The organism is Shimia sp. MIT1388, assembly GCF_047124445.1.
Lineage (GTDB): Bacteria > Pseudomonadota > Alphaproteobacteria > Rhodobacterales > Rhodobacteraceae > Shimia.
Map to the genome: position 1 here is coordinate 1,834,936 of NZ_CP138921.1, position 24,745 is coordinate 1,859,680.

Here is a 24,745-nt window from a genome sequence, read left to right on the forward strand (position 1 = left end):
TGATTCACTCTTATACGTTTGCCCAAAGGGCAACCAACTCCGCCCATAGAACAACAAAAAGGAATTGCCATGACTGTACATATCGGAGCCCAACCCGGAGACATCGCAGAAACCGTTCTTCTGCCTGGCGATCCCTACCGCGCCAAATGGGCGGCGGAGACCTTCCTCACCGATGTGAAACTGGTGAACGAAGTGCGCGGCATGCTTGGCTTCACCGGCATGTGGAAAGGCAACCGCGTCACCATCCACGGCTCCGGCATGGGCATGCCGTCCCTGTCGATCTACGTCAACGAGTTGATCAAGGACTACGGCGCCAAAACCCTGATCCGCATTGGCTCCTGCGGCGGTATGCAGGACAGCGTGAAAGTGCGTGACGTGATTGTTGCCATGACCGCCACCACGCTCTCCACCCCGTCCCGCGGCATTTTCAAAGAAATGAACTTCGCCCCCTGCGCCGACTACGGCCTTCTGCGCGCCGCCGCCGATGCAGCCGAAGCCAAAGGCACCGCAACCCACGTGGGCGGTATCTACAGCTCCGACGTCTTCTATGACGAACGTCCGGACCTGAACGAGCAAATGGTGCGCCACGGCATCCTGGGTGTCGAAATGGAAGCCGCCGAGCTCTACAACCTCGCCGCCCGCCACGGCCGTCGCGCGCTGGCCGTGCTCACCGTGTCTGACCACCTGCTGACCGGCGAGGCCCTACCGTCCGAAGACCGTGAAAAAACCTTTGGCGACATGGTGGAAATCGCGCTCGAAGCTGCTTTCGCCTGATCGGCAACACATCCCGTCAGGCGGCCACGCACATCTTGCGACAGGCCGCCTGACATGCCACACACGCCCCCAACCGCTGCAGTTGCAGCAACCACAGACAAGGGGCCCTCCATGACACGTGTATTGCAAGCTCAACGCAAGGAACCGGTTTCCGGCGAAACCCGCTCTGCGGTGATTTTCCTGCACGGCTATGGCGCCAACGGCGCGGACCTGATGGGCCTGGCCGATCCACTGGCTGAGCACCTGCCAGATACGCTGTTCCTCGCCCCCGACGCCCCTGAAGAAATCCCCGGCATGCCCATGGGCCGCCAGTGGTTCCCGATCCCTTGGATCGACGGTTCCTCTGAGGAGGAAAGCGAACGCGGCATGATGGCCGCCGTCGAAGACCTCAACGCCTTCCTCGATGCCGTGATGGTCGACGAAGACCTCCTGCCGGAACAGGTTGTGCTCTTTGGCTTCTCCCAAGGCACCATGATGAGCCTGCACGTCGCCCCCCGCCGTGAAGACGAACTCGCAGGCATCGTCGCCTTCTCTGGCCGCCTGCTGCAACCCGACCTGCTCAAGGACGAAGCGATCAGCAAACCGTCCATCCTGCTGGTGCACGGCGATCAGGACGATGTGGTGCCGCCGCAATCCCTGCCCCAGGCCGCCGAAGCCCTGCAAGAGGCCGGCTTCACCGATGTCTACGCCCACATCATGAAAGGCACCGCCCACGGCATCGCGCCAGACGGCCTGAGTGTGGCGCTCGCCTTCATGCGCGACAAACTGGGCCTTTAAGGCCACGGCCTGCGCATATTCGCAGCAAACGCAGCCCCGGGAGCGCAAAAGCCTTTTGCGCTGTCGCCCCCCTGCGGTAAGAAAACCTAAGATTTGAAGTATTGGATTTCACCGTGTTGCACTCTGACAGCCCCAAAACACCCGCATTTCGCCTGACCTCCGGGCGCGCCAAGCTTGCCGGTTTTCTTTGCGCCACCGCGTTGATCCCAGCGACGACTTTGGCCCAAAGCGTTAATCCGCTGGACAACGGTCCAACCCGCATTGTGTCGCTTGAAACCGGCAACCTCTACCCGAAGGGCACTCTGGAGCTGACCGTTGGCGCGCGCCAGACCAGCCCAAGCGACCGCGCAGGCACCGGTAATCAGAACTACCACGGCGGCGGCGTCTACGCCTTCTCAGACCGCTTCAACCTCGGGTTTGAGCTGCAAAACTACATCGACCCGGTGGGCGGCCCGATCAACGGCTTCCCGGGCGTCGGTCCAGACCGCATTCCACAGCTCGAAACCAACCAGCTCGCGCTTTGGGGCAAGTATCAGCTCTACAAAGATGACCGCTGGGCCATCGCCGCCCTTGGATCGGCTGAGGTCTTCACCAAAATGCAGACCGACCTCTGGGGCAACTGGTTCCGCCCGCAATCCAACGTCGCCATCGGCGCGCTCAAAATGCCGGTCACCTACACCGTAAATCCAAAACTGCAGGTGCATTTCACCCCCGGCATCACACTGGGTCCGGATGAAATCGACGGTGGTCAATTCTACGGCAACATGGTCACCATGGGCGCCGGCGTGTCCTATAAGGCCCACCCCCGCCTGTCCCTGTTTGGCACCGTCGAATCCTCCGTCGGCAGCCCCAACACAATCGCCAGCAGCGGCGAATGGGTCACCCAACCGGTCTGGTCCGCCGGTGGCCGCTATAACGTCACGCCGCGTATTGCCTTTGAAGGCTACGTGACCAACGGCTTTGGCGTCTCCCCTGCGACAAGCGCCTGGACCTTCTGGCCGGACGGCGATCACCTAATGGTTGGCGGCCGCCTGATCTACACCCCGGGCGACCAGCGGGATGAAAGCTACCGCACCCTGTCCCTGCCAACGACCCGACCACAGCTCAACGCTCAACAGGACGGTTTCACGCTTGGCTCCGCAGCCACACTGGACCCCGGTCTGATGCGCGCCGACCTCTGGTATGGCAGCGAAAACAACGCCGGTGCCTCGATCAATTTCAGCCCGGACCGCGACATCGAATTGCAGTTCATCTTTGAACAGTTCGCAGACAACGCCACGGCAAACGCCAACCTCGTGCCGACCACCAACGTGCGCTACATGATTGGCCCGAAACTGCGCCTGATGGATCAGAACAACGGCAATGCGTTTTCACTCGCGGGCCGCATGCTCTACGGTCGCCAGATCAGCTCCGCTTCGCAAAAAGTGGGCGTCTTCTATACGGACTTGACCGCCAACTATCGCGCACGCAATGGGTTCTCCTTCACCGCCAGCCCCAAGATTGCCGCCTGGGGCAGCAACGAGCTGGTCGGGCTTGGCATGGGCATTGGCTACAACTTTGACAACGGCCTCGAGCTGATGGCAGAAGTCACCCCCATTGGCCGGGACGGCAATGACACAACCTGGGCCGCTGGCGCACGCTATCACCTTGGCAACTCCGGCTTTTCCGTAGATGCGCAGGCAACCAACGCCATTGGCCGTCACGGCATTGGTGGCATGATCGCTCAGGACGACACCCGTTTTGCCCTCACGCTCTCCAAAACCTTTGACGTCTCAGGCGCCAAGTTCTGGTAACCTCAGCCTGCACATTCGAAACCATTCTCTCACCCCGCCCGTAAAACAGGTGGGGTGAGTGCGTTTTAGGCATCTGCCGTCATAAATCCGTCACCCATCCATGAAACTCTGCACCTGCCTTATCACAAATGCAGATCACGCATATTGTGAGGCTTGTCAGAGTTGAGACACGAGATATAGTGGTCATAGGCCTCGTGCCACTGCGGCACGAACGCAGCGAGGGAGTACCCTTATGGACGGCGATTTTAGGACGGAATTCACGCGACATCCCGGCGGATTGAAGCATCATCCGGCATTGGTTCTCAATGCAGACTACCGCCCCCTCTCCTACTACCCGCTGTCGCTATGGCCTTGGCAGGACGCTATCAAAGCCGCCTACATGGATCGGGTCGATATCGTGGCCGAATACGACCATGTGGTGCGCAGCCCCTCCACTGAAATCCGGATCCCTTCCGTCGTGGTGCTCAAAGACTATGTGAAATTGCAAAAGCGCGTGGCCTTCACGCGCTTTAATCTTTTTCTGCGGGATGGTTTTTGTTGCCAGTATTGTGGCTCACGAGGTGACTTGACGTTTGACCACGTGATCCCTCGCGCCGCAGGCGGGATCACCAGTTGGGAGAATGTGGTTGCGGCCTGCTCCCCCTGTAATCTCAAAAAAGGCTCCAAGAGCCTCCGGCAGGCCCGCATGAGCCTGCGCAAACCGCCGCGCCAGCCCGGATCGGAAGAACTTCGCAACATCGGCCGTAAATTCCCGCCCAACTTCCTGCATGACAGCTGGATGGACTACCTCTACTGGGACGCAGAGCTCGACGCATGACACATCCCGTGAGTAGTCTTAACGCGCATCTGCGCCTAAAACCGCGCACCTCCGCGAAACAGTCGTGATACCGACAGAATACCGACGTGGTTTTTGACGGTTAACGCGGCACTCCATGGCTTCCGTCGTAGCCGTTGACCGCAGGTGGTTTCCAGTCCCCCAAAGCGCCCTCTTCCGGCGCAAACACCTCCACCAGCATCGGATAACACGCCGCCGAGTCAGAGCTGTGCTCACTGGAACAATCGCCCCCCGGACAGGCGCTCAGCGCCCCCAAAAGATCAATCTCGGCAAAGAACTCCAGATAGTCCCCCGGCCGCACCGGACTGGCTTTCATGAAGTACTGCCCCGTGTCCCGCGTGAAGCCTGTGCACATGAAAACATTAAGAACATCATGCACATAGGGCTCCGCCTCCTGCAAGGACATGCCCGTATGCGCCGCCAAAGCCCGCGTCAGATTGGAGTGGCAGCAATAGTGGTAATGCCCCCCCGCCAACAGGTTGCCGGTATACGGATCGCACCGCGTGCCAATCACGTCATGCACCGAGCCGCCATAGGCATCGATGCCGTACCAGCCCAACGTATCCTCCACGATGGTCGCCATAGGTCGCAGGGTTGGCAGACTGCTCCACATCCGCTCCCCAATGGTGATGTGCGTACCGTGCAAAGCCCTTGTTTTACCGGAGAAAAACCTCTCACTCAGGTCTTTGGAATTCCACAGATTCAAGTCCCCAACCTGCGGCCCTTCCACGGAAGAAACCCGAAAAAACTGCCCCGCAGGCACTTCAAAACACCGCGCATCCCGCGCCGGTATCAGCACCTCATCAACCTTCGTAGCAGTCTCACACGCCGCCTTATAAAGCGCCATCGGCGCCTCCGGCAGCGTCTCATTTGGGTAGCAGATAACCGGCTTGATGGCGCGGCGCTCGGCTGCATCGGCGGGGGGCAAAGGCATATCTGTCATGCCCCGATCCTGCCCCCGACCAGACGGTCTTGCAATGCAAAAAACCGTGTTATTTCACAGTGATGGTGATCACTTCAGACACCACAGGCGGGTTGTGCGGCACGTGAAACTCGTCCCCCAAAACCAGCTGTAGCGTGTGCGTGCCAGCGGGCAAATCCAACGTCACCTCGGTCTGACCACCGCCAAAATGCTTGTGGTTGTCGTCGGTTGGCACCCCGTTCTCCATTAGCTCCGCATCGTCCGTACCTTCACCAAGCGGCGGGCGGTTGATGAAAATATGGTGATGTCCGGTGTTCTCTTTCTCCGTCCCCGCAGGCGCAACCCCCATGCCGGACAGGCCAAAGTTCACCACAAACGGCGCCTCCACAGAATCGCCATCACTGAGGTTGATGAAATACACCTTCGCTCCATCCGGCGACGGCGTTTCCCCTGCAAAGGCCTGAGAACTCAGCATAATCGCCAATGCGGCCACAAGTTTCTTCATAACGTTTCCTCCCAACTTTTTAACAATATTGGGAGGATAACACAGATCAGACTCCGATCTAGACGCTCCGTCCAGCCGCTCTTCCGGAGAAGATACACCCGCCAAGGAATGTCCCCTCTAAAGCGTTGTAGCCGTGATACCCACCACCGCCAAAGCCAGCGACTTCTCCAGCCGCAAACAGCCCCTCAAACGCACTCCCATCTGGCCGCAGCACCTGTCCGGTGACATCGGTATGCAACCCGCCAAGGGACTTCCGCGTCAGGATGTTCAAGCGCACTGCAATCAGCGGACCGTTCTTCGGGTCCAAAATCTGATGCGGCTTGGCTGTGCGGATCAACCGATCCCCGCGATAGTTTCGTGCCCCGCGAATGGCAGTCACCTGCGCATCCTTGCAGTATGCGTTGTCAATCTGCGCATCCCGCGCTTCAATCTGTGACCGGATTTTCTCAAGTGTGACAGGCACATCCGGCGTGACCTTGTTCATGCCGGCAACCAGTTCCTCCAGCGAACCAGCCACGACAAAATCCTCCCCATGGTCCTTAAACGCCTCCACTGGCCCCGGCGCACCTTTGTTCATCACCCGCCGTTTGAGCACTTCAGACCACTTGCCGGAGGTCAAGTCTGGGTTCTGCTCAGAGCCCGACAAGGCGAACTCTTTCTCGATGATCTTCTGCGTCAGAATGAACCAGCTGTGCTCGTGCCCTGTCGACAGTATCCGCTTGAGCGTCCCCAAACTGTCAAATCCTGGTAGATATGGCGCTTCCATACGGTCACCCAAGGCGTCAAACCACATCGAACTCGGCCCTGGTAAAATGCGAATGCCGTGGTTTGGCCAGATCGGGTCCCAGTTTGCCAAGCCTTCGGTATAATGCCACATCCGGTCGCCATTGATGATGCCTGCCCCAGCCCCTTCTGCCACCCGCTGCATCTGTCCATCCACATAGTCCGGCACCCCGGCCACCATGAGCTTTGGCGCTTTTCCCAGCCGCTCCTCCGGCCAATAGCGCCGCACCATGTCGTGGTCCCCGCCAATCCCGCCGGAGGTGATTACCACCGCCTCCGCGCGATGCTCAAAGTCGCCGACCACTTCCCGAGTCGTCGAGCGCCCACGCTCTGCGTCATCCTGAGAAAGCACCTGCCCGCGCACGCCTTTCACGACGCCATTTTCCACAATCAGCTCAGTGACTTTGCGTCGGAATGCCAGCTCAATCCCCCCCCCGGACACATGCTCCCTGACCAGCCGCTCAAACGGCGCAACCACGCCCGGCCCCGTCCCCCAGGTGATGTGAAACCGCGGTACAGAATTGCCATGCCCATGCGCCATCTCCCCGCCGCGCTCGGCCCATCCAACAATCGGAAACCAGCGCATGCCGATGCTTTGCAGCCAGCTACGCATCTCGCCCGATGCAAACTCCAGATAAGCTTCCGCCACCCTGCGTGGATTGTCATCTTCAGGCCGATCAAACTGCGCCGATCCCATCCAATCGGCATAGGCCAGTTCCGGTGTATCTTTGATCCCCATACGCCTCTGTTCCGGCGTATCCACCATGAACAAACCACCCAGCGACCAAAACGCCTGCCCCCCCAGGCTCTGCTCACCTTCCTGATCCAGCAGCAGCACCTTGCGCCCGCGGCTTGCCGCCTCATTGGCCGCCACAAGCCCTGCCAAGCCGCCGCCCACGATGATCACATCGGTCATGGCTCATCCTCCCCTGTTTCGAGAAAGGCTAGCCGCAGCCGCCCCACAGCAACAAGCCAGACCTAACGTCAGAGCCTTGCGGCAAACAATAAGCGCCCCGAAAACTCGGAGCGCTCCTCATCTCAAGCATATGCGGCTTAGGCAGCCTTCACATACTCGTAATAGGTCTCGCTAGACGGTTTCACCTCTGCAATGCGCGGTGGCTGGGTGTAATAGCCATAGGCCTGTTCCAGTGCTTCCTGCGCGCGGACGGCAAAATCTTCAGGGCTCTCGTTTTTAGACGCGGACATTGGGGTACTCCATGTAAATCCGGTGTCCTCCCTCGCCCGCCAATTTAAGTTGGATTACGCGCCCGTAAACCGTCGATCCTGCAACGACGCTATGCAAAAATTGCAAATGTATGCGGTGGGATACATCTTTGCCCAAAGCAAAAGCCCGCCTGAAACAGGCGGGCTTTTGAAATCTCTGAAACGTCGTTTTAAACGTGGCGCTCGATCAGCATCTTCTTGATCTCGCCAATCGCCTTTGCCGGGTTCAAACCTTTCGGGCAGGTCTTGGCACAGTTCATGATGGTATGGCAGCGGTACAGCTTGAACGGATCTTCCAACTCGTCCAGACGCTCGCCAGTGGCCTCATCACGGCTGTCAATGATCCAGCGATAGGCGTGCAGCAACGCCGCTGGGCCGAGGTATTTGTCACCGTTCCACCAGTAGCTTGGGCAAGAGGTAGAGCAAGACGCACACATCACACACTCATACAGACCATCCAGCTTTTTGCGGTCCTCGATGGACTGGCGCCACTCTTTGGCCGGACGGTTGGTCTTGGTTTCCAGCCACGGCATGATCGACGCGTGCTGCGCATAAAAGTGCGTCAGATCCGGGATCAGGTCTTTCACCACCGACATATGCGGCAGTGGATAGATTTTCACGTCGCCCTTGATCTCGTCCAGACCATAAATACAGGCCAGCGTGTTGATCCCGTCTACGTTCATCGCACAGGAACCACAGATGCCTTCACGGCAAGAGCGGCGGAACGTCAGCGTTGGGTCAATCTCGTTTTTGATCTTGATCAGCGCGTCCAGCACCATCGGGCCACATTTGTCCATATCGAGGAAATATGTGTCGATCTGCGGGTTTTTACCGTCGTCCGGGTTCCAGCGGTAAATCTGGAACTTGCGCACGTTGGTCGCACCTTCTGGCTTGGGCCAGGTCTTGCCAGTCACAATCCGGCTGTTCTTGGGGAGGGCAAATTCGACCATGGTCTTTCCTTCCTATACGTGGGCGCGCGCGATGCGCATACCTTCGTTCCTGTTCAGGCTTTCTGTGACGGCATCGGACCATCAGCAAAAAGCGTTTGATTGTTCTTAATCAGCTCGGCCACCTGTTTGCGGGCGGGCTGCGCGAGCGCCAACTCATTGAGCTGACGCATAAACTCTAAGGCCCCGGGGTTGAGGCTCTGATTGGACCGCCCGGCCAGCGGCTCTAGCGTATCGATCTCGGCATCGGTCAATCCAGCAAAACGCAACAGCTGCCGTCCCGGGCGCTCTGGTGTGGTCTCGTCTTCCAACGCAAACACACGCACGCGGCCCGCCCCCACCAAACCTTCCATCTCAGCCTGCACCGCCTCCCAGCCACGGCTGTCTGCGGTCTCCGCCAGGAAAACTTCCTGCGTGCCTGCATAGCCATCAGACTTCACTGCCTGATTGTGCACGCTGCGCTTCCAGCCCTGCATCTCGCGGGTGTACAGCACGTAGTCCGGCACAAACGGCGCAAGATGCTGCTCAAACAAACGCAGGATATCTGACAAACGCGGGAACACATCCCGCACATCCGACCGTCCCATCATCGCGCCACAGATGTTCTCGTGGCTGATGACACAGACCCGATCGTCACCGTCGAGCTCATCGCGCACCTGCGTTATCAGCGCAACGAGGTCCGCCTCATGTTTCGCGGGCCGCATACTGTAAAGCGTGCAGGTCCGCCCCAACTCCCGCGTCAGAGAGCCTTTGGACGGAACACGAATGTCCAACCGTTCGGCCAATGCGTCCCGGTTGCGCGCCAGAAAGCGGTGCAACGAGGTGGAGCCGGTCTTCTGGGCCCCAATATGCACAATTACGCGACGCGATGACATCACAGGCCCTCCCGCAGCACAGCGTGCAGATCATATGCCAAACAGCTTACCGGCAATAGCGGCTCCCACCGTGCATCACGTCCGCATGTTTGGGACAGCCGGTCGCGACATCAATCTGCTTGCCGCTCTGGTAATTCGGGTCTGCCAATTGGTTACAGGACATCTTGTACTTGATCCCCCGGCCAATAGACGCCCCACCAACACCGGCCCCAAACAGCAGCCAGAATTCGTTGGCGGTGCCCACGGCGGCAAATGTCGCAGCCGTGACAATCGTGCCCACGATCAAATGCGCGTTGCCCTTGCGATGGCATTGCGCCACGAGCTCTTTGCTCGCCGCATTGCTCGTGGACAGCGCCGCGCTGAACTGCACGTCATAGGTGTCCGCCAGACAGTCGTTGATTTTCACAACGCCTGTCTCGGTGCCGCCTGTGGCGGCCATGACAGTTGGCACCTCTTTGTGCACCGCCACCAAATAGCTGCCAGGCGCACGGGTTTTGGACATACAGGACTGCACCTGCTCAACAACAACCGAGGTCTCTGCCGAAACCTGCGTCGCCAAACCGGCAACAGCCATACAAAGTCCAAAACCCAGCGCTTTCATCAGAAGGTCCGCGCTTTTGGAGCGATCTTCTTCAGGCTGATGCCACCCTCGTCTTCATTGGTCAGAGGATCTTTGATCACCGGACGATAGCTGAGGTCCACTTTGTTGCCATCGACACGGCTTACAGTGTGCACACGCCAGTTCTCATCATCACGCTCGGAATAGTCCTCATGCGCGTGCGCGCCACGGCTTTCCTTACGGGCTTCCGCACCGTGGATCGTCGCCAGCGCGTTTGGCATCAGGTTGGTCAGTTCCAGCGTTTCCATCAGGTCGCTGTTCCACACCAGAGAGGTGTCGGTCACGTGCAGATCATCGATCTTCGCCGCAATCGCCGTCATCTTCTCAACGCCTTCTTTCAGCGTTTTGTCGGTCCGGAACACCGCTGCATCCGCCTGCATGGTGCGCTGCATCTCAAGACGCAGTTCCGCAGTCGGCGCGCCACCTTTGGCGTTGCGCAGGTTGTCAAAACGATCAAACGCGCTGTCCACAGACGCCTGGTTCAGCACAGGGTTTGGCGCTTCTGCATCCACAACCTTACCGGCGCGGATGGCAGATGCGCGGCCAAACACCACGAGGTCGATCAGGGAGTTGGAGCCCAGACGGTTCGCACCATGCACAGAGGCACAGCCCGCTTCACCCACAGCCATCAGACCCGGCACAACAGCGGTCGGATCTTCTGCGGTTGGGTTCAACACCTCACCCCAATAGTTGGTTGGAATACCGCCCATGTTGTAGTGCACAGTTGGCAAAACCGGGATCGGCTCTTTGGTCACATCCACTCCCGCGAAGATTTTCGCGGACTCGGAAATACCCGGCAGACGTTCGGCAAGCGCTTCGGCTGGCAGGTGGTTGAGGTTCAGGTGAATGTGATCACCATTCTCACCCACACCACGGCCTTCGCGGATTTCCATGGTCATGGAACGGGAAACATAATCCCGTGGCGCAAGGTCTTTATACTGTGGCGCGTAACGCTCCATAAAGCGTTCACCTTCGGAGTTGGTCAGGTAGCCACCTTCGCCACGCGCGCCTTCGGTGATCAGACAGCCGGAGCCGTAGATACCGGTTGGGTGGAACTGTACAAACTCCATGTCCTGCAACGGCAGACCCGCACGGGCCACCATGCCGCCACCATCACCAGTACAGGTGTGCGCGGAGGTTGCAGAGAAATACGCACGGCCATAGCCACCAGTCGCCAGAACAACCATCTTCGCGTTGAAGACGTGCATGGTGCCGTCGTCCAGCTTCCAGCAGACCACACCCTGACACTGACCGTCTTCAGACATGATCAGATCAAGCGCGAAATACTCGATGTAGAACTCGGCGTTGTTCTTGACCGATTGACCGTAGAGTGTGTGCAGGATCGCGTGACCGGTCCGGTCCGCCGCCGCACAGGTCCGCTGCACGGCTGGGCCTTCCCCAAACTCGGTGGTGTGACCACCAAATGGACGCTGGTAGATCTTGCCTTCTTCGGTACGGGAGAACGGCACACCGTAGTGTTCCAGCTCATAAACCGCTTTGGGCGCTTCCCGTGCGAGGTACTCCATCGCGTCGGTGTCACCCAACCAGTCAGAGCCTTTCACAGTGTCATACATATGCCACTGCCAGTTATCCGGGCCCATGTTGGACAGGGACGCCGCGATACCACCCTGCGCCGCAACCGTGTGCGAGCGGGTTGGGAAAACTTTGGTCACACAGGCGGTGCGCAGGCCTTGTTCAGCCATGCCCAGCGTCGCGCGCAGACCGGCGCCGCCGGCGCCCACAACCACGACATCATATTCGTGGGTTTCATATTCATATGCTGCAGTCATCTTCTTAGATCCTCACGCAGGGGTCACAGGGCGAGCTTCACAAGCGCAAACAGGCTTGCCGCGATCAACGCAAAGCAAAACGCCTTGTTTGCCACCAGCAGCAGTTTGCCAGCCGTGCCATGCACATAGTCTTCAATCGCTTCCTGCGCTTCATTCATCAGCTGTACCAGGCCCACAACCAGACCAAGGCCAGTGACAATCGCCGGGAATGGACGGCTGAAGTAGGCAATCACCTCTTCATAAGAGCCGCCAAGGCCGCAGCCGACGGTGAAGATGAACAGCGGCGCCAGCACGCCCATGATCACAGAGCGCACCATCATCTGCCAATGTGCCTGGGTGCCGGTGCGACCGGAGCCAAGGCCCATCGCGCGTTTGCGGTCAGTCAGATATCGCATCCTGTCTCTCCTTACACCGCAATCACGGTGATGATGGTCAGCACAGTTGCGCCGATAAACATGCCCAGGCCCATGCGCTCAGACGTGTTCACGTCAAAGCAGTACCCCAGATCCCAGACCACGTGACGCAGACGACCCAGCGTGTGATACCAAAGGCCCCAGGTTGCCGCGGTCAGCAGCAGCCCACCAAACCAGCTCTGCATGAAGCCGTTGATGCCAGCGAAAGCGCTCTCGGAGGTTGCAGCAGCAACAAGCCACCACACAACAAAGAGGGCCACACCCAGCACGCCGAGACCGCTGATGCGAACCATGATGGACGACCCGGAGGTCATCTGCGGACGGTAAATACTCAAATGAGGCGAAAGCGGGCGGTTGCCCCGATTGACATCGGCCATATTGGCTCCTTTCCGGTTAGCTGAGTTCGTTTTACCGCTTTTTTGCATCTTGTCACGGTTACGATACCCTAAATGCCGTGGTTTTTTGGCGCAATGCCATGGATTTTTGCGCTTTTGTGATCACACATTTTCAAATGTGATCACGTAGGCGAGTTGGACTCTTTTTGTCGGGAAAATTTGAGGCGATTGCGGTGAATCTGCCAAGCACAGAACATCACGTCATGTTTGCGCTCACAAATTCAGGGTCAAAAACCTACTATCACTCAAGGGCGGATAACTGCTGCGCCACCTCCCGCACCAGCTTTTGCCGAATCCGTTTGGGGTATTCCTCAAAGCCATTGGCCGTCACCACAAACGCGCCCGGCCCTGTGATCACATTTTCCCAATAGTATCCGGTGAGGTCCTCTTCATCGGCTTCAATGACCAACCCATTGACTGTCACCCCCATGCGCCCCAGCCGTTTGCGTCCTTCGTCCGGTGCCGAGCCTTCGTTGGACGGCCCATCCCCGGACACATCCAGCACCATCCGGCGACACGTCGGTCCCGCTTCAAACTCTTGCGCCGCCCGCGTCAGCGCATCTCCAATTGCCGTGGAGTATCGCCGCCAGCCCCGAGGCGCGGCGTCCACCGCCGCCGCCAAGGCAGACGCTTCCGCCCCGTTGCGCACCCGCATCCAAGGCACCGACATCACCTGACGGTCCGCCCCGGTCCATTGCATCACCGCCACCGCCGCTTCCGCCTTGATCAAAGCCTCCACCACAATGCCGTCGCGCAAGCCGGCCGCCAGGCCGCCCATTTGAATGTCATATTCCGACGCATCCACGCTGCCAGACACATCCACCGCCAACAACAACGCCAGATCGCAGGCACGGGCCATAGGGGCCTGACCACAAAGCAAAAGAAAAAGGCAAAGCCGTAGGATCATACCGCCACCTTAGCGCAGGTCGCGCAAAAATCCTCTCACGTCCTTGTGTGGCTCACATCTCCGGCGCCATCTCCACCAGCGCATCGGCAAACTCGGTGCACATCACGATCTCGGCCCGCTGCGGATCGTAATAGGCATTGGCCTCGCCACAGGGAATCACCGAAATCAGCAAATCCTCTGGCAGGCGGAACTCCTGATTGAGCGCATCCACTTCCGCACGCACAACGTCCGCCGTCAGCGAACCGCCATCGCTATCCACTTCAAAATCGCCCAACGTCAGGGTTTTACCGCCTGCGTCATGTACAATCTCATCCAGTGCCCCGCCCCAGCTTTGCGCCGCCTGATCGTACTCTTCCGGACAATATTCGGCGCGCTCTTCCGGCAGCCCCAAATCCTGCGCAACATCCTCGCGCTCATCTGGGTTGGCGCCATAGAACAAACACACCGTGTTGTAATAGCGCTGCAAATCCGGCCCATGCACATCCCAGAACGCAATTTCAGAATTGGCCTCGGCTTCGCCAAGGAAGCCAAAGGCCGCATCATAGGCTAGCTGCACTGCGCTCTCTTCTTCATAGAACGCGTCAATCAGAAAGATTGACAGCACATCCGCCGCATCTTCCTCTTGCCCAAAAATCGGCAAACCAAGGATATCGATTAGCGCATGACCAAGCTCGTGATAGAAGATCCCAAGCAGGTTGCTCTCGACATAAGCGATGGTGTCATCGCTCGTGGTGTCAAAGGAAAGCTCGGCCTGTGCTGGACAGGCCAGAGCAAGTGCGGCGGCGGTGCAAAGTGGTCTCAACATGAGACCGATCACATCGGCATCAGCGCCCAGTAGTCAAGGTCAAGCAGCACATCCGGCTGGTATTTCCCGTCCTCGCCTTTCAGCGCAAACGGCTCCCCGCCTTTTGTCGCGACCAGACGCAAGCGGATCGCGCCCACACCCGGCGCCGAGGTTTCCGCCTTGTCCAGCACCTCAGACCACGCTTTGACCGTCAGACCAGAGAACGCCGGATTGGCATGCGCACCACCGTTCAATCCGACAATCATCTGCGCATTGGCCAGACCGTTGAAAGACAACGCCCGCGCCAAGGAAATGATGTGCCCGCCGTAAATCAAACGTTGCCCATCGGGCCGGAAAGTCGCGTCAAAATGCACCTTGGCGGTGTTCTGCCATAGCCGCGTCGCCATCATGTGCTCGGCTTCTTCCAGCGTCACACCGTCGACGTGATCAATGGTCTCACCAACCTCATAGTCACCCCAGCGATGGGCTTCCCCCGCCTGAGCAAAATCATAGTTGGAAAAATCCAGCCCCTCCGGGATCACCAGATCGGCAGGATCAATCACTTTGGAGAGCTCCGGCACCACCGTCTCTGGCGCCGGGGCTTCCGTATCGCGTTTGCGCACCATGACCCAGCGCACATATTCCATGACAACCTCGTCACGCTGGTTCATGCCGCGAGTACGCACATAAACCACGCCGGTCTTGCCGTTGGAGTTCTGCTTCAGACCAATCACTTCGGACGTGCTGCGCAACGTGTCCCCGGCATAGACCGGCTTCAGCCAGCGCCCTTCGGCATAGCCGAGGTTTGCCACCGCGTTGAGCGACACATCCGGAACCGTTTTGCCAAAGACCACGTGAAACGCTGCCAGATCATCAAGCGGCGACTGCGGCAGACCAGAGGCCCGCGCAAACTCGTCGCTCGAGTACAGCGCATGACGCGCAGGGTACAGCGCATGGTACAGCGCCCGCTCCCCTGCCCCCACGGTGCGCGGCACCGCGTGCTCGATCACTTGACCCAGCGTGTAGTCTTCAAAAAACCGGCCCGGATTGGTCTTGGCCATCAGTGTTCTCCCAGTTTGGTCTCCGGGGTGTAGGTGCCATCCACTTCCTTCACGACCGCCTGGCCACAGCGCATCACGCCGGTGGCCTGACAGAAGGTCTGTGTTGGTGAGCCATGCAGCTCCCACCCCTTGTTAAGCGCGTCCGTCACCTTGTGACAAAACGCCGACGTGTCTTCCTCAGAAAGAAAACGATAAAGTTTCATGCTGTTAGCCTCCAAATACCGGGTAACCGAGCCAGGCGTGCACCCAGCCGATTGCCGCCATTAGCACAAGGGAGGCCACAAGGAACATGCCGTCTTTGGCAATGCTGCCGGTTTCAGTTGGCGTCCAGTCCGGTTCCGCGCGGTTGATCACCACAATCTCCATCACAGCCCACAGCAACAGACCACCAAACAGGATCAGCGAGGCCACATCGCCATTCACCAACAAATGCGCAAACGCCCAGAGACCAAAGCCGGTCAGCTGCGGATGACGCATGTTGTTGAACAATTTGCCTTTGCGCGGTGCCGGGCTCATCAGGAAGATCGCGATCAGCACCAACAGGTTGTTGATGTGGCGCAGGAAGTTCTCCGGATACCAGATGTCGATATGCGGCGCCATGCGGAAGCCAAAGATCATCAGCACCACCGACGCCAGCAACGCTAGGGCCACCGGCCCGCGGCCTTTGTCACCCATACCGGCACGCACGTCCGGCAAGACTCGTTTAAACAGATGGGCCGCAGCCCACAAAACCACCCCAAGAACCAATAATGTCATCTCGCTCCCTCGCTGGATTATTTGGTTGTGGGGTAAGAGTTAACCTTCCAGCGCGGCGATTGCATCTGCCTTCGCCAAAATTTCACGCGCAGTGACAACGTGCAGGTTTTCGACAATCTTGCCATCCACCACGGCCACGCCCTGTCCGCTGGCTTCGCACTCTTCAAACGCTGCAATCTGACGCTTCGCCAGATCGATCTCCGCATCGCTTGGCGCAAAGGCCGCATTGGCCACATCCACCTGCGCCGGATGGATCAGAGTTTTGCCGTCAAAACCCATGTCGCGGCCCTGATCACATTCCACCTTCAGCCCATCCGCATCTTTGAACGCGTTATAGACACCGTCGACAATCACAATGCCTTCGGCCTTGGCGGCGAGAAGGCACAATCCAAGCCCTGCCATCATCGGCAAACGGTCGGGACGGAAACGGGTTTGCAGCTCTTTGGCGAGGTCATTGGTGCCCATTACAAAGCCGGTCAGCTGAGGGTGCGCGGCAATCTCCGCTGCATTCAACATGCCGCGCGGTGTTTCCATCATCGCCCAAATCGGCTTATCGCCAATCAATGCGGCCAACGCGTCAACTTGCGCCGCGCTCTCCACCTTAGGCAATAGTACCGCGTCGCAGTCCATCGCCGCTGCCGCCTTGGCGTCCGCCTCGCCCCATTGCGTGTCCAGACCATTGATCCGCACAATCCGCATTCGACTGCCATACCCGCCCTGAGTTAGCGCATCGGCCAATGTGGCACGGGCGTTTTCCTTCTCATCCGGTGCCACAGCATCTTCCAGATCAAAGATGATGGCATCCACCGGCAACCCGCGTGCTTTTTCCAAAGCACGGTCCTTGGACCCGGGAATGTAAAGAACCGAACGATAGGGGCGCGCGCGCTGATCCATGACTCTCTCCGCAATTATGTTGCGCAGAGAGGTGCATTTTTCTCAGAAAACTTCAAGAACATTTTTGCCGCATCGCAGAAAAGTCTCACACCTTCTCAAGCAGATGCGCCAAATGTCGCGCTTTTGGAAACAATAAAATCGTTACGTTAACCATTTTTAAGCCCCGACCTGCGCACACTCATCCCATCGCTTCCTGTGGGAGGAACGCAAAGACGGTTCAAAAGGACCGCGATCATAAGAAGAGGCGAGAGCTTTGAAATCCATGGCGTGCAAAAGGCGCGCACATGCCTTCTTTATGAGAGGAAACCACATGAAACGCACTTTTTTGACCCTGACGGCCGGTCTTGGCCTTTCGATCTGCGCCACCTCAATCGCCCAGGCACAGAACCTGCAACACTGCGCCACCCGCGACCTTGTTGTGGAACGTCTGGCCCAGAAGTACGGGGAATCCCGTCAGGCGCTTGGTCTTGGCACGCAGGGCGCCATGGTGGAGATTTTTGCTTCGGAAGATTCCGGCAGCTGGACCATCACCGTCACCATGCCAAATGGCTCCACCTGTCTGATGGCAACCGGCCAAGCCTATGAAAAGCTTGCCGAAGCTCTGCCTGCCAAAGGTGACGACGCCTGATGTCATACGCCTTTAAAAAAGCGCGTCAAAAATCAGCTTCACGCCGGTGATCGACAAGAGCGTATAGGTCAACGCAAAAAAGACCCGCTCTGAAACGGCGTGATGCAGCTTCACACCACCCCATGCCCCAAGCAGCGCGAATGGTGCCAATAGCGCACCCGCGCGCAGGGTCTCGACGGTAAACACGCCGAGAAACGCATACGGCACAAACTTCGCGATATTGATGGCCCAGAACACCAACACGGTGGTGGCCTGATAGGCGGTTTTGCCCATCCCCCGAGACAGCAGATAAACCGCCGCCGGCGGTCCACCCGCATGGCTGACAAAGCTGGTGAACCCGGCCACGCCCCCCGCGAGCAATCCGGCCCGCACCGGCATTTTTTGCCGTGCCTGCGCCCTCGGCCAGAGTTGCCAGATCACAAAACCAAGCGACACAGCGCCAATCAACAGTCGCAGCACGTCATCATTGGCCACACGAAACAGCACAACACCGCCCGCCACACCGGGCAATCCCCCCAGAATCAGCACCTGCGCCTCTGGCCAGCGCCACTTGCCCCAATAAGGCTTCAGCGTCACCAGATCGACCAACATCAACAAGGGCAGCATCAGCCCCAACGCCTGCACCGGCGGCAGGATCAACGCCAGAACGGCCGCGCTAGCAAAAGCCGCGCCAGAGCCAAACCCGGCTTTGGAAACACCGGCAAACAGCACCGCAACCGGCGCCAATATCCAGAATGTGAGAGAATCAGTCATACAAAAACAGGCGCACCCAAGGATGCGCCTGCTGCAAATCGAGGCAACTCATGCTGCAAAGCAGCGTAAGTGCACTTACTTGCCGTCAAGAATCTTCTTACGCTGATCCTTGTATTCCTTCTCTGTCACCAGACCGTCCGCATAGGCTTTTTCCAGCGACGCCAACTGGTCGCCAACGCTCACAGCCTGCACGTTTGTGGTCGCGTTGCCGCCGCCACAAGCGGAGACGGTCATGGCCACCAAAGTCAGCGCCATCAGGGTTTTCAGAGTCGTTTTCATTTTTTTGGTCCTCAAAGAAGCCTGTGAATTATCCCGCACATCTACTCACAGCCGCCGCGCCAAATCAAGCGTGCCAAACCATACAAATTGCGCAAGAATTTGCCCCTCTACGCCGTGATCACAGGTGCGACAGCTGGGCCGCCTCCGGCTTCAAACACTTGCGTCAACGCCAAATTCGACTTAAGCCACCCCCCGATAATCAACCGGACCGGAGATAGATCCCATGGCACGACCAAAGATCGCCCTCATCGGCGCAGGTAACATCGGCGGCACGCTCGCCCACCTCGCTGCAATCAAAGAACTTGGTGACGTTGTACTTTTTGACATCGCTGACGGCCTGCCACAGGGCAAGGCGCTCGACATCGCAGAATCCGGCCCGGTCGAGAAAATCGACGCCGCTATGTCCGGCTCCTCCGACTACTCCGCGATCGCTGGCGCAGACGTCTGCATCGTGACCGCAGGTGTGGCGCGTAAGCCAGGCATGAGCCGTGATGACCTGCTGGGCATCAACCTGAAAGTGATGAAGTCCGTGGGCGAAGGCATCCGCGACAACGCGCCAGACGCGTTTGTGATCTGCATCACCAATCCGCTGGACGCGATGGTTTGGGCGCTGCAGAAATTCTCCGGCCTGCCAACGCACAAAGTCTGCGGCATGGCGGGTGTTCTGGACTCCGCACGCTTCCGCCACTTCCTGGCCGAAGAATTCAACGTGTCCATGCGCGACGTAACTGCCTTTGTTCTGGGCGGCCACGGCGACACCATGGTGCCTTCCGTACGCTACTCCACCGTTGCCGGCATTCCTCTGCCAGACCTGATCGAGATGGGCTGGACCACACAGGAAAAACTGGACGCCATGGTTCAGCGCACCCGTGACGGTGGCGCCGAAATCGTTGGCCTGCTGAAAACCGGCTCCGCCTTCTACGCGCCAGCCGCCTCCGCCATCGAAATGGCCGAAGCGTACCTGAAAGACCAGAAGCGCGTACTGCCATGTGCGGCTTACTGTGACGGCGACCTGGGCGTGAAAGACATGTATGTTGGCGTGCCAACCGTGATCGGTGCCGGTGGTGTTGAGAAGGTTGTGAACATCAAGCTCAACAAAGAAGAGCAGGAAATGTTCGACACCTCCGTGAACGCCGTAAAAGGCCTCGTGGACGCCTGCAAAGGCATCGACGGCTCCCTGGCCTAAGCCACAGCACGACAGATTTGAAAAAGGCGCCCATTGCGGCGCCTTTTTTGTTTTAGAAACTGGTGGGCACCCGCCCGTCCTGAATATCCTTAAGCGCGGCATCCACCGCCGCCGGGGACAGATCCACCTGCGCTTCCGGGAACACCTTTTTGATCTTGGCGGGAACATCCACATCCGATGGTGTCATGCGTCCCAACAAGCGCAGCATCAGCCCCTGAAAACCGCTGATCTCTTTGACGTGACGGTACAGGTCATCCAGATAGTCGCTGTTGTCACGGTGGTCCCACACGTCCTGCGCCTGCCGAATGCGCGCTGGATTGTGCGGCTTCAGCACTTTCCCGTCCGGCGCCTTCTTGCGCATCTTGTCCAGCCAATGCGCCTTGGTCATGCCGTCAAAATGCAAAATGACGCGCTCCGGAAATTCACTCTGTCCCTGATGGACCTTCATACCTTCCGGCAGTTTGGCGCGGTGTAGGGCCAGTCGCAGCCCAGACGACACCCGTGTAAAGGCTTTGCCATGCCAATACCCCGCCAAGCCTTTTTGAAGATACCGGTTGTACTGACCATATAACACCGGCAAGGCGCGGTGGATCTTGGGCGGAAACGGCAACCGGAAGGCGCCTGCAAAGACATGCGCCGGGGTCTGCCCTCGTTGGTGCACGCGCTCCCCATTGCGCACGACGACCGTCAAAATCTCTTTTGGTTGCCGATCCAGGAACGCAAAAAGCGCGCCAGTGTTGGTGACATACTCGTCCGCATCAATATGCGCGATCCAGTCCGCGTCACTCTGCGCCATTGCGGCGTCGGCATTGATGGTCTGGCGCACCCGGAAGTCCCACGGACGCGCGCCATTGGCACTTGCCGCCCAATAGGCGTCGTCACAGTTGATGATCCGGATCTGCGGATGGTCCCCGACAATGGCTTCCAGCTCTGCGTTGGGCGCGTCGAGATGCAACCAAATGCGGTTCACCCCCAAATCCACGTGATGCGCCAGAAACCCCAAAGTCACCGCCGTCGGCTCAAACGCCGTTGTCACAATATCCCAACGCAAATGTCTTCTCCAAATCGATGCCATACCGGCGCAAAATGCGCCCCCTGAATGCGGGAGACAGCGCGCCTTGTAAAACACCAATGCGCGCGGGACTGTCAAATTTTTCCTTTTGGTTGCGCTGACGACCAAACTGCCTACACTTTCTGCATGTACGCGCCCCGCGCCCCCAAGTCTTTTGACCAATCTGTTTGAGGCCCCAAATGTTTTATCGCCTGGCTCTGCCCGTCACCCTTCTGTCGCTTGTTACGCTCACAGCCTGCGGCAATCCGCAAACCACCTCGGACCGCAGCGTGCGCGCAGGACCACAGGCCCAATCGCCTGTCACTCCGGGTCCAAACAACCGCACCCCGTCCCGCGGCTACACATCGACGGTGCCTGCCAACGCCGTTGTCACCTGCCCGCAAGGCGCGACCCTGGTCACAACACCTTCCGGCGTCACCTCCTGTGCCCACACCACAGCCACAAATCTTTCGGTCGGTGACGAAACCGCGTTTGACACAGCCCGACTGGAAACCATGCAGGCACAAGCCACCGCCACGGGGCTGCCTGTCGCCTATACCGACGGAGTTGTCACAACAACAATCTACCCAGCCACGCGCCCCTAATCCCTACTCAGCACCTGAAACAGGGGACGCGCCACCGCGTCCTCGCGCCGCCAATCCGTTTGCGGTAACGCTGCACCGCAATCCGAGTCGCCGGCGCATCCCCTTATTTCACAGGCAATTTATTTAACTTGTGCGACTTTCCGCCGAGCAACCCCAATTTGTGATCACACATTTTCACACTGTGATCACAAATAAGAAAAAATCCACCATTCCTGTCGAATTTGCTTATCGGCTCGACAGGACTGTGCCAGAAACGCTCCAATCGCAGCAAGATGGGACAGTTCCATGAACATCCACGAATATCAGGCGAAAGCCCTGCTTCGCTCCTACGGCGCTCCGGTGTCCGAAGGCCGCGCCGTTCTGAAAGCAGAAGACGCAAAAACCGCCGCCGGCGAACTTGACGGCCCACTTTGGGTTGTGAAGGCGCAGATCCACGCAGGTGGACGCGGCAAAGGCTCTTTCAAAGAAGCCGACGCAGGTGAAAAAGGCGGTGTCCGCCTCGCCAAATCGGTTGAAGAAGCCGCCGAGGAAGCCAAAAAGATGCTGGGTCGCACCCTTGTGACCCACCAGACCGGCCCAGCGGGCAAGCAGGTCAACCGCATCTACATCGAAGACGGCTCCGACATCGAGCGTGAGCTGTATCTGGCTCTGCTGGTCGACCGTCAGACCTCCCGCGTGTCTTTCGTGTGCTCCACCGAAGGCGGCATGGACATCGAAGAGGTGGCCGAAGCCACCCCTGAGAAAATCCTGTCTTTCTCCGTTGATCCGGCCACCGGCTACCAGCCATACCACGGCCGCCGCGTTGCCTTCTCCCTGGGCCTGAAAGGCGCACAGGTGAAAGAATGCGTGAAACTGATGGGCATTCTCTACAAAGCCTTCATGGAAAAAGACATGGAGCAGCTGGAGATCAACCCGCTGATCGTCATGCCAGGCGGCGCACTGAAAGTGCTCGACGCCAAGGTTGGTTTTGACGGCAACGCCATCTACCGCCACGCGGACATCGCCGAACTTCGCGATGAAACCGAAGAAGATCCAAAAGAGCTTGAGGCGTCCAAATACGACCTCAACTACATCGCGCTGGACGGTGAAATCGGCTGCATGGTGAACGGCGCGGGCCTCGCAATGGCCACCATGGACATCATCAAACTCTACGGTGCAGAGCCTGCCAACTTCCTCGACGTGGGCGGCGGTGCAACCAAAGAGAAAGTGACCGAAGCGTTCAAGATCATCACCTCTGATCCAAACGTCAAAGGCATCCTCGTGAACATCTTCGGCGGCATCATGCGCTGTGACGTGATCGCAGAGGGCGTTGTGGCCGCGGTGAAAGAAGTTGGCCTGCAGGTTCCTCTGGTTGTGCGCCTCGAAGGCACCAACGTGGAAGCCGGCAAGGAGATCATCAACACCTCCGGTCTTGATGTGATCGCGGCGGACAACCTGTCCGACGGTGCCGAGAAAATCGTGAAAGCGGTTAAAGGCTAAGTCAGCTGACGGACGCCGGCAAGGCGTCCGCCTTCGATTGCGACCAAACGTTAGGTACTGTCTAGAATGAAGAATCTAGTCCTTTTTGCAGCAGCAGCGTTGGGGTTGGCGGCCTGTGTATCGCCACCGACCCCTGAAGAGCGGGCCGAACAAACCTCCCGCAATTTGCCGCTTGCCGAAGCTGTGATCCCGAGCTGCATCGATGCCGCTCGCGGAAAACAGCCCAACTATTCGCGCGTTAACGCGCTCGGATACGTGCAATATGAACCGTCCCGAAAGGCGCCAGCAGGCACCTACTTTAAGCTTCCCAACCAAGCTTTGGCTTTCGAAAAAGCTTCGCTCTATTTCGCGCCAGGCAAAGGTTGCTCAGTGTACTACTCAAACGAGCAAGACGACTTCAATGTCATCGGCACAACTTGGGTCGGAGCGTTGGAAGCTGCGGGATACAAGTTCACAAGCAAGACTGACGGAAACTTCGATTTTGTTGCTAACGGCATCCCGATGCGCCTCACCGGCGAACACGAGATTAGCAACTACGCAAACACTATGACCTTCGACATCCAACGCAGAAGTCGCTGATACAAATTTCAAAAGGAGAAGCTAACATGGCTATTCTCGTAGACGAAAACACCAAGGTAATCTGTCAGGGCTTCACTGGCTCTCAGGGCACCTTCCACTCTGAACAAGCCATCGCATATGGCACCAAAATGGTCGGCGGCGTGACCCCGGGCAAAGGTGGCATGGAACACCTCGGCCTGCCGGTCTTTGACTCGGTACATGACGCCAAAGCCAAGACCGAAGCCAACGCGTCCGTGATCTATGTGCCTCCGCCCTTCGCAGCGGACTCGATCCTCGAGGCCATTGATGCGGAAATGGAACTGATCATCTGTATCACCGAAGGCATTCCTGTGCTGGACATGATGAAGGTACAGCGCGCGCTGGAAGGCTCTGCCTCCCGCCTGATCGGTCCTAACTGCCCAGGTGTGATCACGCCTGACGCCTGCAAAATCGGCATCATGCCGGGCCACATCCACAAGCGTGGCTCCGTGGGCGTTGTGTCCCGCTCCGGCACCCTGACTTACGAAGCGGTAAAGCAGACCGCAGACATCGGTCTGGGTCAGTCCACCGCTGTGGGCATCGGCGGCGACCCAATCAAAGGCACCGAGCACATCGACGTGCTGGACATGTTCCTGTCGGATGACGAGACCCAGTCCATCATCATGATTGGTGAGATCGGTGGTTCCGCGGAAGAAGAAGCCGCAGAATTCCTCGCCAACGAGCGCAAAAAAGGCCGCTGGAAGCCAACTGCTGGCTTCATCGCGGGCCGCACAGCGCCTCCCGGCCGCCGCATGGGCCACGCCGGTGCGATTGTTGCCGGTGGCAAAGGTGGTGCCGAAGACAAGATCGCCGCGATGCAGGAAGCTGGCATCGTCGTCGCAGACAGCCCAGCCGGCCTCGGCGAAGCTGTGCTCAAAGCGATCGGCTAAATGCCTGCCGCCCGGCATATCACCATTGGGCAACGCCCGAACCTGGGAGGACGTGTAAACGCCCTCCCATGGGGAGGTTCTGGCGCTGCCCGGCGTTGCCGTCGGGCCCATAACTGAAAGGTGAACGCGAAAAACTAGGTTTCCGCGCAACCTGCGCTAAGTCTTTTGAAACATTCCCGCGTTCATCTACCCCAAACCAGCCCTGCACGGGGCCAACCAAAAA

At 58.5% G+C, this 24,745-nt stretch carries 29 protein-coding genes; 10 read left to right on the forward strand and 19 right to left on the reverse strand.

From position 1 onward, the window contains the following. The first annotated feature begins 69 nt into the window (after positions 1-69). The 4 genes from deoD (at position 70) to SIB92_RS09015 (ending at position 4,161) form a co-directional block, all read left to right on the forward strand. Positions 70-774 carry a purine-nucleoside phosphorylase gene (deoD, locus tag SIB92_RS09000; RefSeq protein WP_412555472.1) on the forward strand — a complete coding sequence of 235 codons (705 nt, stop codon included), beginning with the start codon at positions 70-72 and terminating at the stop codon, positions 772-774. A gap of 111 nt (positions 775-885) precedes the next feature. Further along, positions 886-1,551 carry an alpha/beta hydrolase gene (locus tag SIB92_RS09005; protein ID WP_412555473.1) on the forward strand — a complete coding sequence of 222 codons (666 nt, stop codon included), beginning with the start codon at positions 886-888 and terminating at the stop codon, positions 1,549-1,551. A gap of 101 nt (positions 1,552-1,652) precedes the next feature. Then, a complete protein-coding gene (locus SIB92_RS09010) occupies positions 1,653-3,344 on the forward strand; it encodes a hypothetical protein (protein ID WP_412555474.1) in 1,692 nt (563 codons plus the stop codon). A 232-nt stretch (positions 3,345-3,576) separates the two neighbouring features. Then, positions 3,577-4,161, forward strand: a complete 585-nt coding sequence (locus SIB92_RS09015) for an HNH endonuclease (protein WP_299418797.1) — start codon at positions 3,577-3,579, stop codon at positions 4,159-4,161. A 100-nt stretch (positions 4,162-4,261) separates the two neighbouring features. On the opposite strand, the gene SIB92_RS09020 is transcribed toward SIB92_RS09015, so the two are convergent. The 16 genes from SIB92_RS09020 to SIB92_RS09095 all read right to left on the reverse strand — a co-directional run bounded on the left by SIB92_RS09020 (position 4,262) and on the right by SIB92_RS09095 (position 17,054). Beyond that, the gene (locus SIB92_RS09020; protein ID WP_412555475.1) at positions 4,262-5,122 is read right to left on the reverse strand and encodes an urea carboxylase-associated family protein; all 861 of its coding nucleotides are present in this window, start codon (positions 5,120-5,122) and stop codon (positions 4,262-4,264) included. A gap of 49 nt (positions 5,123-5,171) precedes the next feature. After that, positions 5,172-5,606, reverse strand: a complete 435-nt coding sequence (locus SIB92_RS09025) for a DUF4399 domain-containing protein (protein ID WP_412555476.1) — start codon at positions 5,604-5,606, stop codon at positions 5,172-5,174. 58 nt (positions 5,607-5,664) lie between these two features. Continuing rightward, on the reverse strand, positions 5,665-7,305 hold the full coding sequence (locus SIB92_RS09030; RefSeq protein ID WP_412555477.1) for an FAD-binding dehydrogenase: 1,641 nt from the start codon (positions 7,303-7,305) through the stop codon (positions 5,665-5,667). A 137-nt stretch (positions 7,306-7,442) separates the two neighbouring features. After that, positions 7,443-7,595, reverse strand: a complete 153-nt coding sequence (locus SIB92_RS09035; RefSeq protein WP_412555478.1) for a hypothetical protein — start codon at positions 7,593-7,595, stop codon at positions 7,443-7,445. 188 nt (positions 7,596-7,783) lie between these two features. Next, positions 7,784-8,563, reverse strand: a complete 780-nt coding sequence (locus SIB92_RS09040) for a succinate dehydrogenase iron-sulfur subunit (RefSeq protein ID WP_295174972.1) — start codon at positions 8,561-8,563, stop codon at positions 7,784-7,786. A gap of 53 nt (positions 8,564-8,616) precedes the next feature. Beyond that, entirely contained in the window at positions 8,617-9,435 is an 819-nt protein-coding gene (locus tag SIB92_RS09045; protein WP_412555479.1) for a hypothetical protein, read from the reverse strand. Between the two features lie 46 nt (positions 9,436-9,481). After that, positions 9,482-10,036, reverse strand: coding sequence for a hypothetical protein (locus tag SIB92_RS09050; RefSeq protein ID WP_412555480.1), 555 nt, complete (start codon positions 10,034-10,036; stop codon positions 9,482-9,484). Continuing rightward, positions 10,036-11,844, reverse strand: coding sequence for a succinate dehydrogenase flavoprotein subunit (gene sdhA / locus SIB92_RS09055; protein WP_412555481.1), 1,809 nt, complete (start codon positions 11,842-11,844; stop codon positions 10,036-10,038). The genes SIB92_RS09050 and sdhA overlap by 1 nt, the downstream gene beginning before the upstream one ends. Before the next feature lie 23 nt (positions 11,845-11,867). Further along, positions 11,868-12,239, reverse strand: a complete 372-nt coding sequence (locus SIB92_RS09060; RefSeq protein ID WP_412555482.1) for a succinate dehydrogenase, hydrophobic membrane anchor protein — start codon at positions 12,237-12,239, stop codon at positions 11,868-11,870. An 11-nt stretch (positions 12,240-12,250) separates the two neighbouring features. Next, the gene (gene sdhC / locus SIB92_RS09065) at positions 12,251-12,634 is read right to left on the reverse strand and encodes a succinate dehydrogenase, cytochrome b556 subunit (RefSeq protein WP_412555483.1); all 384 of its coding nucleotides are present in this window, start codon (positions 12,632-12,634) and stop codon (positions 12,251-12,253) included. Positions 12,635-12,893: 259 nt separating this feature from the next. Then, positions 12,894-13,511, reverse strand: coding sequence for a DUF1194 domain-containing protein (locus tag SIB92_RS09070; RefSeq protein ID WP_412555484.1), 618 nt, complete (start codon positions 13,509-13,511; stop codon positions 12,894-12,896). A 100-nt stretch (positions 13,512-13,611) separates the two neighbouring features. Beyond that, positions 13,612-14,364 carry a DUF4344 domain-containing metallopeptidase gene (locus SIB92_RS09075; RefSeq protein WP_412555485.1) on the reverse strand — a complete coding sequence of 251 codons (753 nt, stop codon included), beginning with the start codon at positions 14,362-14,364 and terminating at the stop codon, positions 13,612-13,614. Between the two features lie 8 nt (positions 14,365-14,372). Continuing rightward, entirely contained in the window at positions 14,373-15,404 is a 1,032-nt protein-coding gene (locus SIB92_RS09080) for a MaoC family dehydratase (RefSeq protein WP_412555486.1), read from the reverse strand. Continuing rightward, a complete protein-coding gene (locus SIB92_RS09085) occupies positions 15,404-15,607 on the reverse strand; it encodes a DUF1737 domain-containing protein (RefSeq protein ID WP_294116420.1) in 204 nt (67 codons plus the stop codon). The genes SIB92_RS09080 and SIB92_RS09085 overlap by 1 nt, the downstream gene beginning before the upstream one ends. 4 nt (positions 15,608-15,611) lie before the next feature. Then, a complete protein-coding gene (locus SIB92_RS09090) occupies positions 15,612-16,160 on the reverse strand; it encodes an NnrU family protein (protein ID WP_412555487.1) in 549 nt (182 codons plus the stop codon). A 39-nt stretch (positions 16,161-16,199) separates the two neighbouring features. Further along, positions 16,200-17,054, reverse strand: coding sequence for an HpcH/HpaI aldolase/citrate lyase family protein (locus SIB92_RS09095; RefSeq protein WP_412555488.1), 855 nt, complete (start codon positions 17,052-17,054; stop codon positions 16,200-16,202). Between the two features lie 310 nt (positions 17,055-17,364). On the opposite strand from SIB92_RS09095, the gene SIB92_RS09100 reads away from it, so the two are divergent. Beyond that, a complete protein-coding gene (locus tag SIB92_RS09100; protein WP_294116425.1) occupies positions 17,365-17,682 on the forward strand; it encodes a hypothetical protein in 318 nt (105 codons plus the stop codon). A 12-nt stretch (positions 17,683-17,694) separates the two neighbouring features. Here the strand turns inward: SIB92_RS09100 and SIB92_RS09105 are convergent, their stop codons facing one another. Continuing rightward, positions 17,695-18,435: a sulfite exporter TauE/SafE family protein gene (locus tag SIB92_RS09105; RefSeq protein ID WP_412555489.1), complete on the reverse strand. Its 741-nt coding sequence runs from the start codon at positions 18,433-18,435 to the stop codon at positions 17,695-17,697. A 75-nt stretch (positions 18,436-18,510) separates the two neighbouring features. Next, positions 18,511-18,714 (reverse strand): hypothetical protein, encoded by a 204-nt coding sequence (locus tag SIB92_RS09110; RefSeq protein ID WP_294116428.1) that lies wholly within the window; start codon positions 18,712-18,714, stop codon positions 18,511-18,513. Between the two features lie 223 nt (positions 18,715-18,937). Between SIB92_RS09110 and mdh the strand changes: the two genes are divergently transcribed. After that, complete coding sequence (gene mdh, locus SIB92_RS09115; protein ID WP_294116429.1) at positions 18,938-19,900, forward strand: malate dehydrogenase; 963 nt, start codon at positions 18,938-18,940, stop codon at positions 19,898-19,900. A 52-nt stretch (positions 19,901-19,952) separates the two neighbouring features. Here the strand turns inward: mdh and SIB92_RS09120 are convergent, their stop codons facing one another. Beyond that, complete coding sequence (locus SIB92_RS09120) at positions 19,953-20,951, reverse strand: glycosyltransferase family 2 protein (RefSeq protein ID WP_412555490.1); 999 nt, start codon at positions 20,949-20,951, stop codon at positions 19,953-19,955. 200 nt (positions 20,952-21,151) lie between these two features. Here SIB92_RS09120 and SIB92_RS09125 point away from each other — a divergent pair, with 200 nt between their 5' ends. The 4 genes from SIB92_RS09125 (at position 21,152) to sucD (ending at position 24,522) form a co-directional block, all read left to right on the forward strand. Next, positions 21,152-21,556, forward strand: coding sequence for a hypothetical protein (locus SIB92_RS09125; RefSeq protein ID WP_412555491.1), 405 nt, complete (start codon positions 21,152-21,154; stop codon positions 21,554-21,556). 285 nt (positions 21,557-21,841) lie between these two features. Continuing rightward, positions 21,842-23,035 carry an ADP-forming succinate--CoA ligase subunit beta gene (gene sucC / locus SIB92_RS09130; RefSeq protein ID WP_294116434.1) on the forward strand — a complete coding sequence of 398 codons (1,194 nt, stop codon included), beginning with the start codon at positions 21,842-21,844 and terminating at the stop codon, positions 23,033-23,035. Between the two features lie 66 nt (positions 23,036-23,101). Then, positions 23,102-23,614: a hypothetical protein gene (locus tag SIB92_RS09135; protein WP_412555492.1), complete on the forward strand. Its 513-nt coding sequence runs from the start codon at positions 23,102-23,104 to the stop codon at positions 23,612-23,614. Between the two features lie 26 nt (positions 23,615-23,640). Next, on the forward strand, positions 23,641-24,522 hold the full coding sequence (gene sucD / locus SIB92_RS09140; RefSeq protein WP_294116436.1) for a succinate--CoA ligase subunit alpha: 882 nt from the start codon (positions 23,641-23,643) through the stop codon (positions 24,520-24,522). Positions 24,523-24,745: the final 223 nt, after the last annotated feature.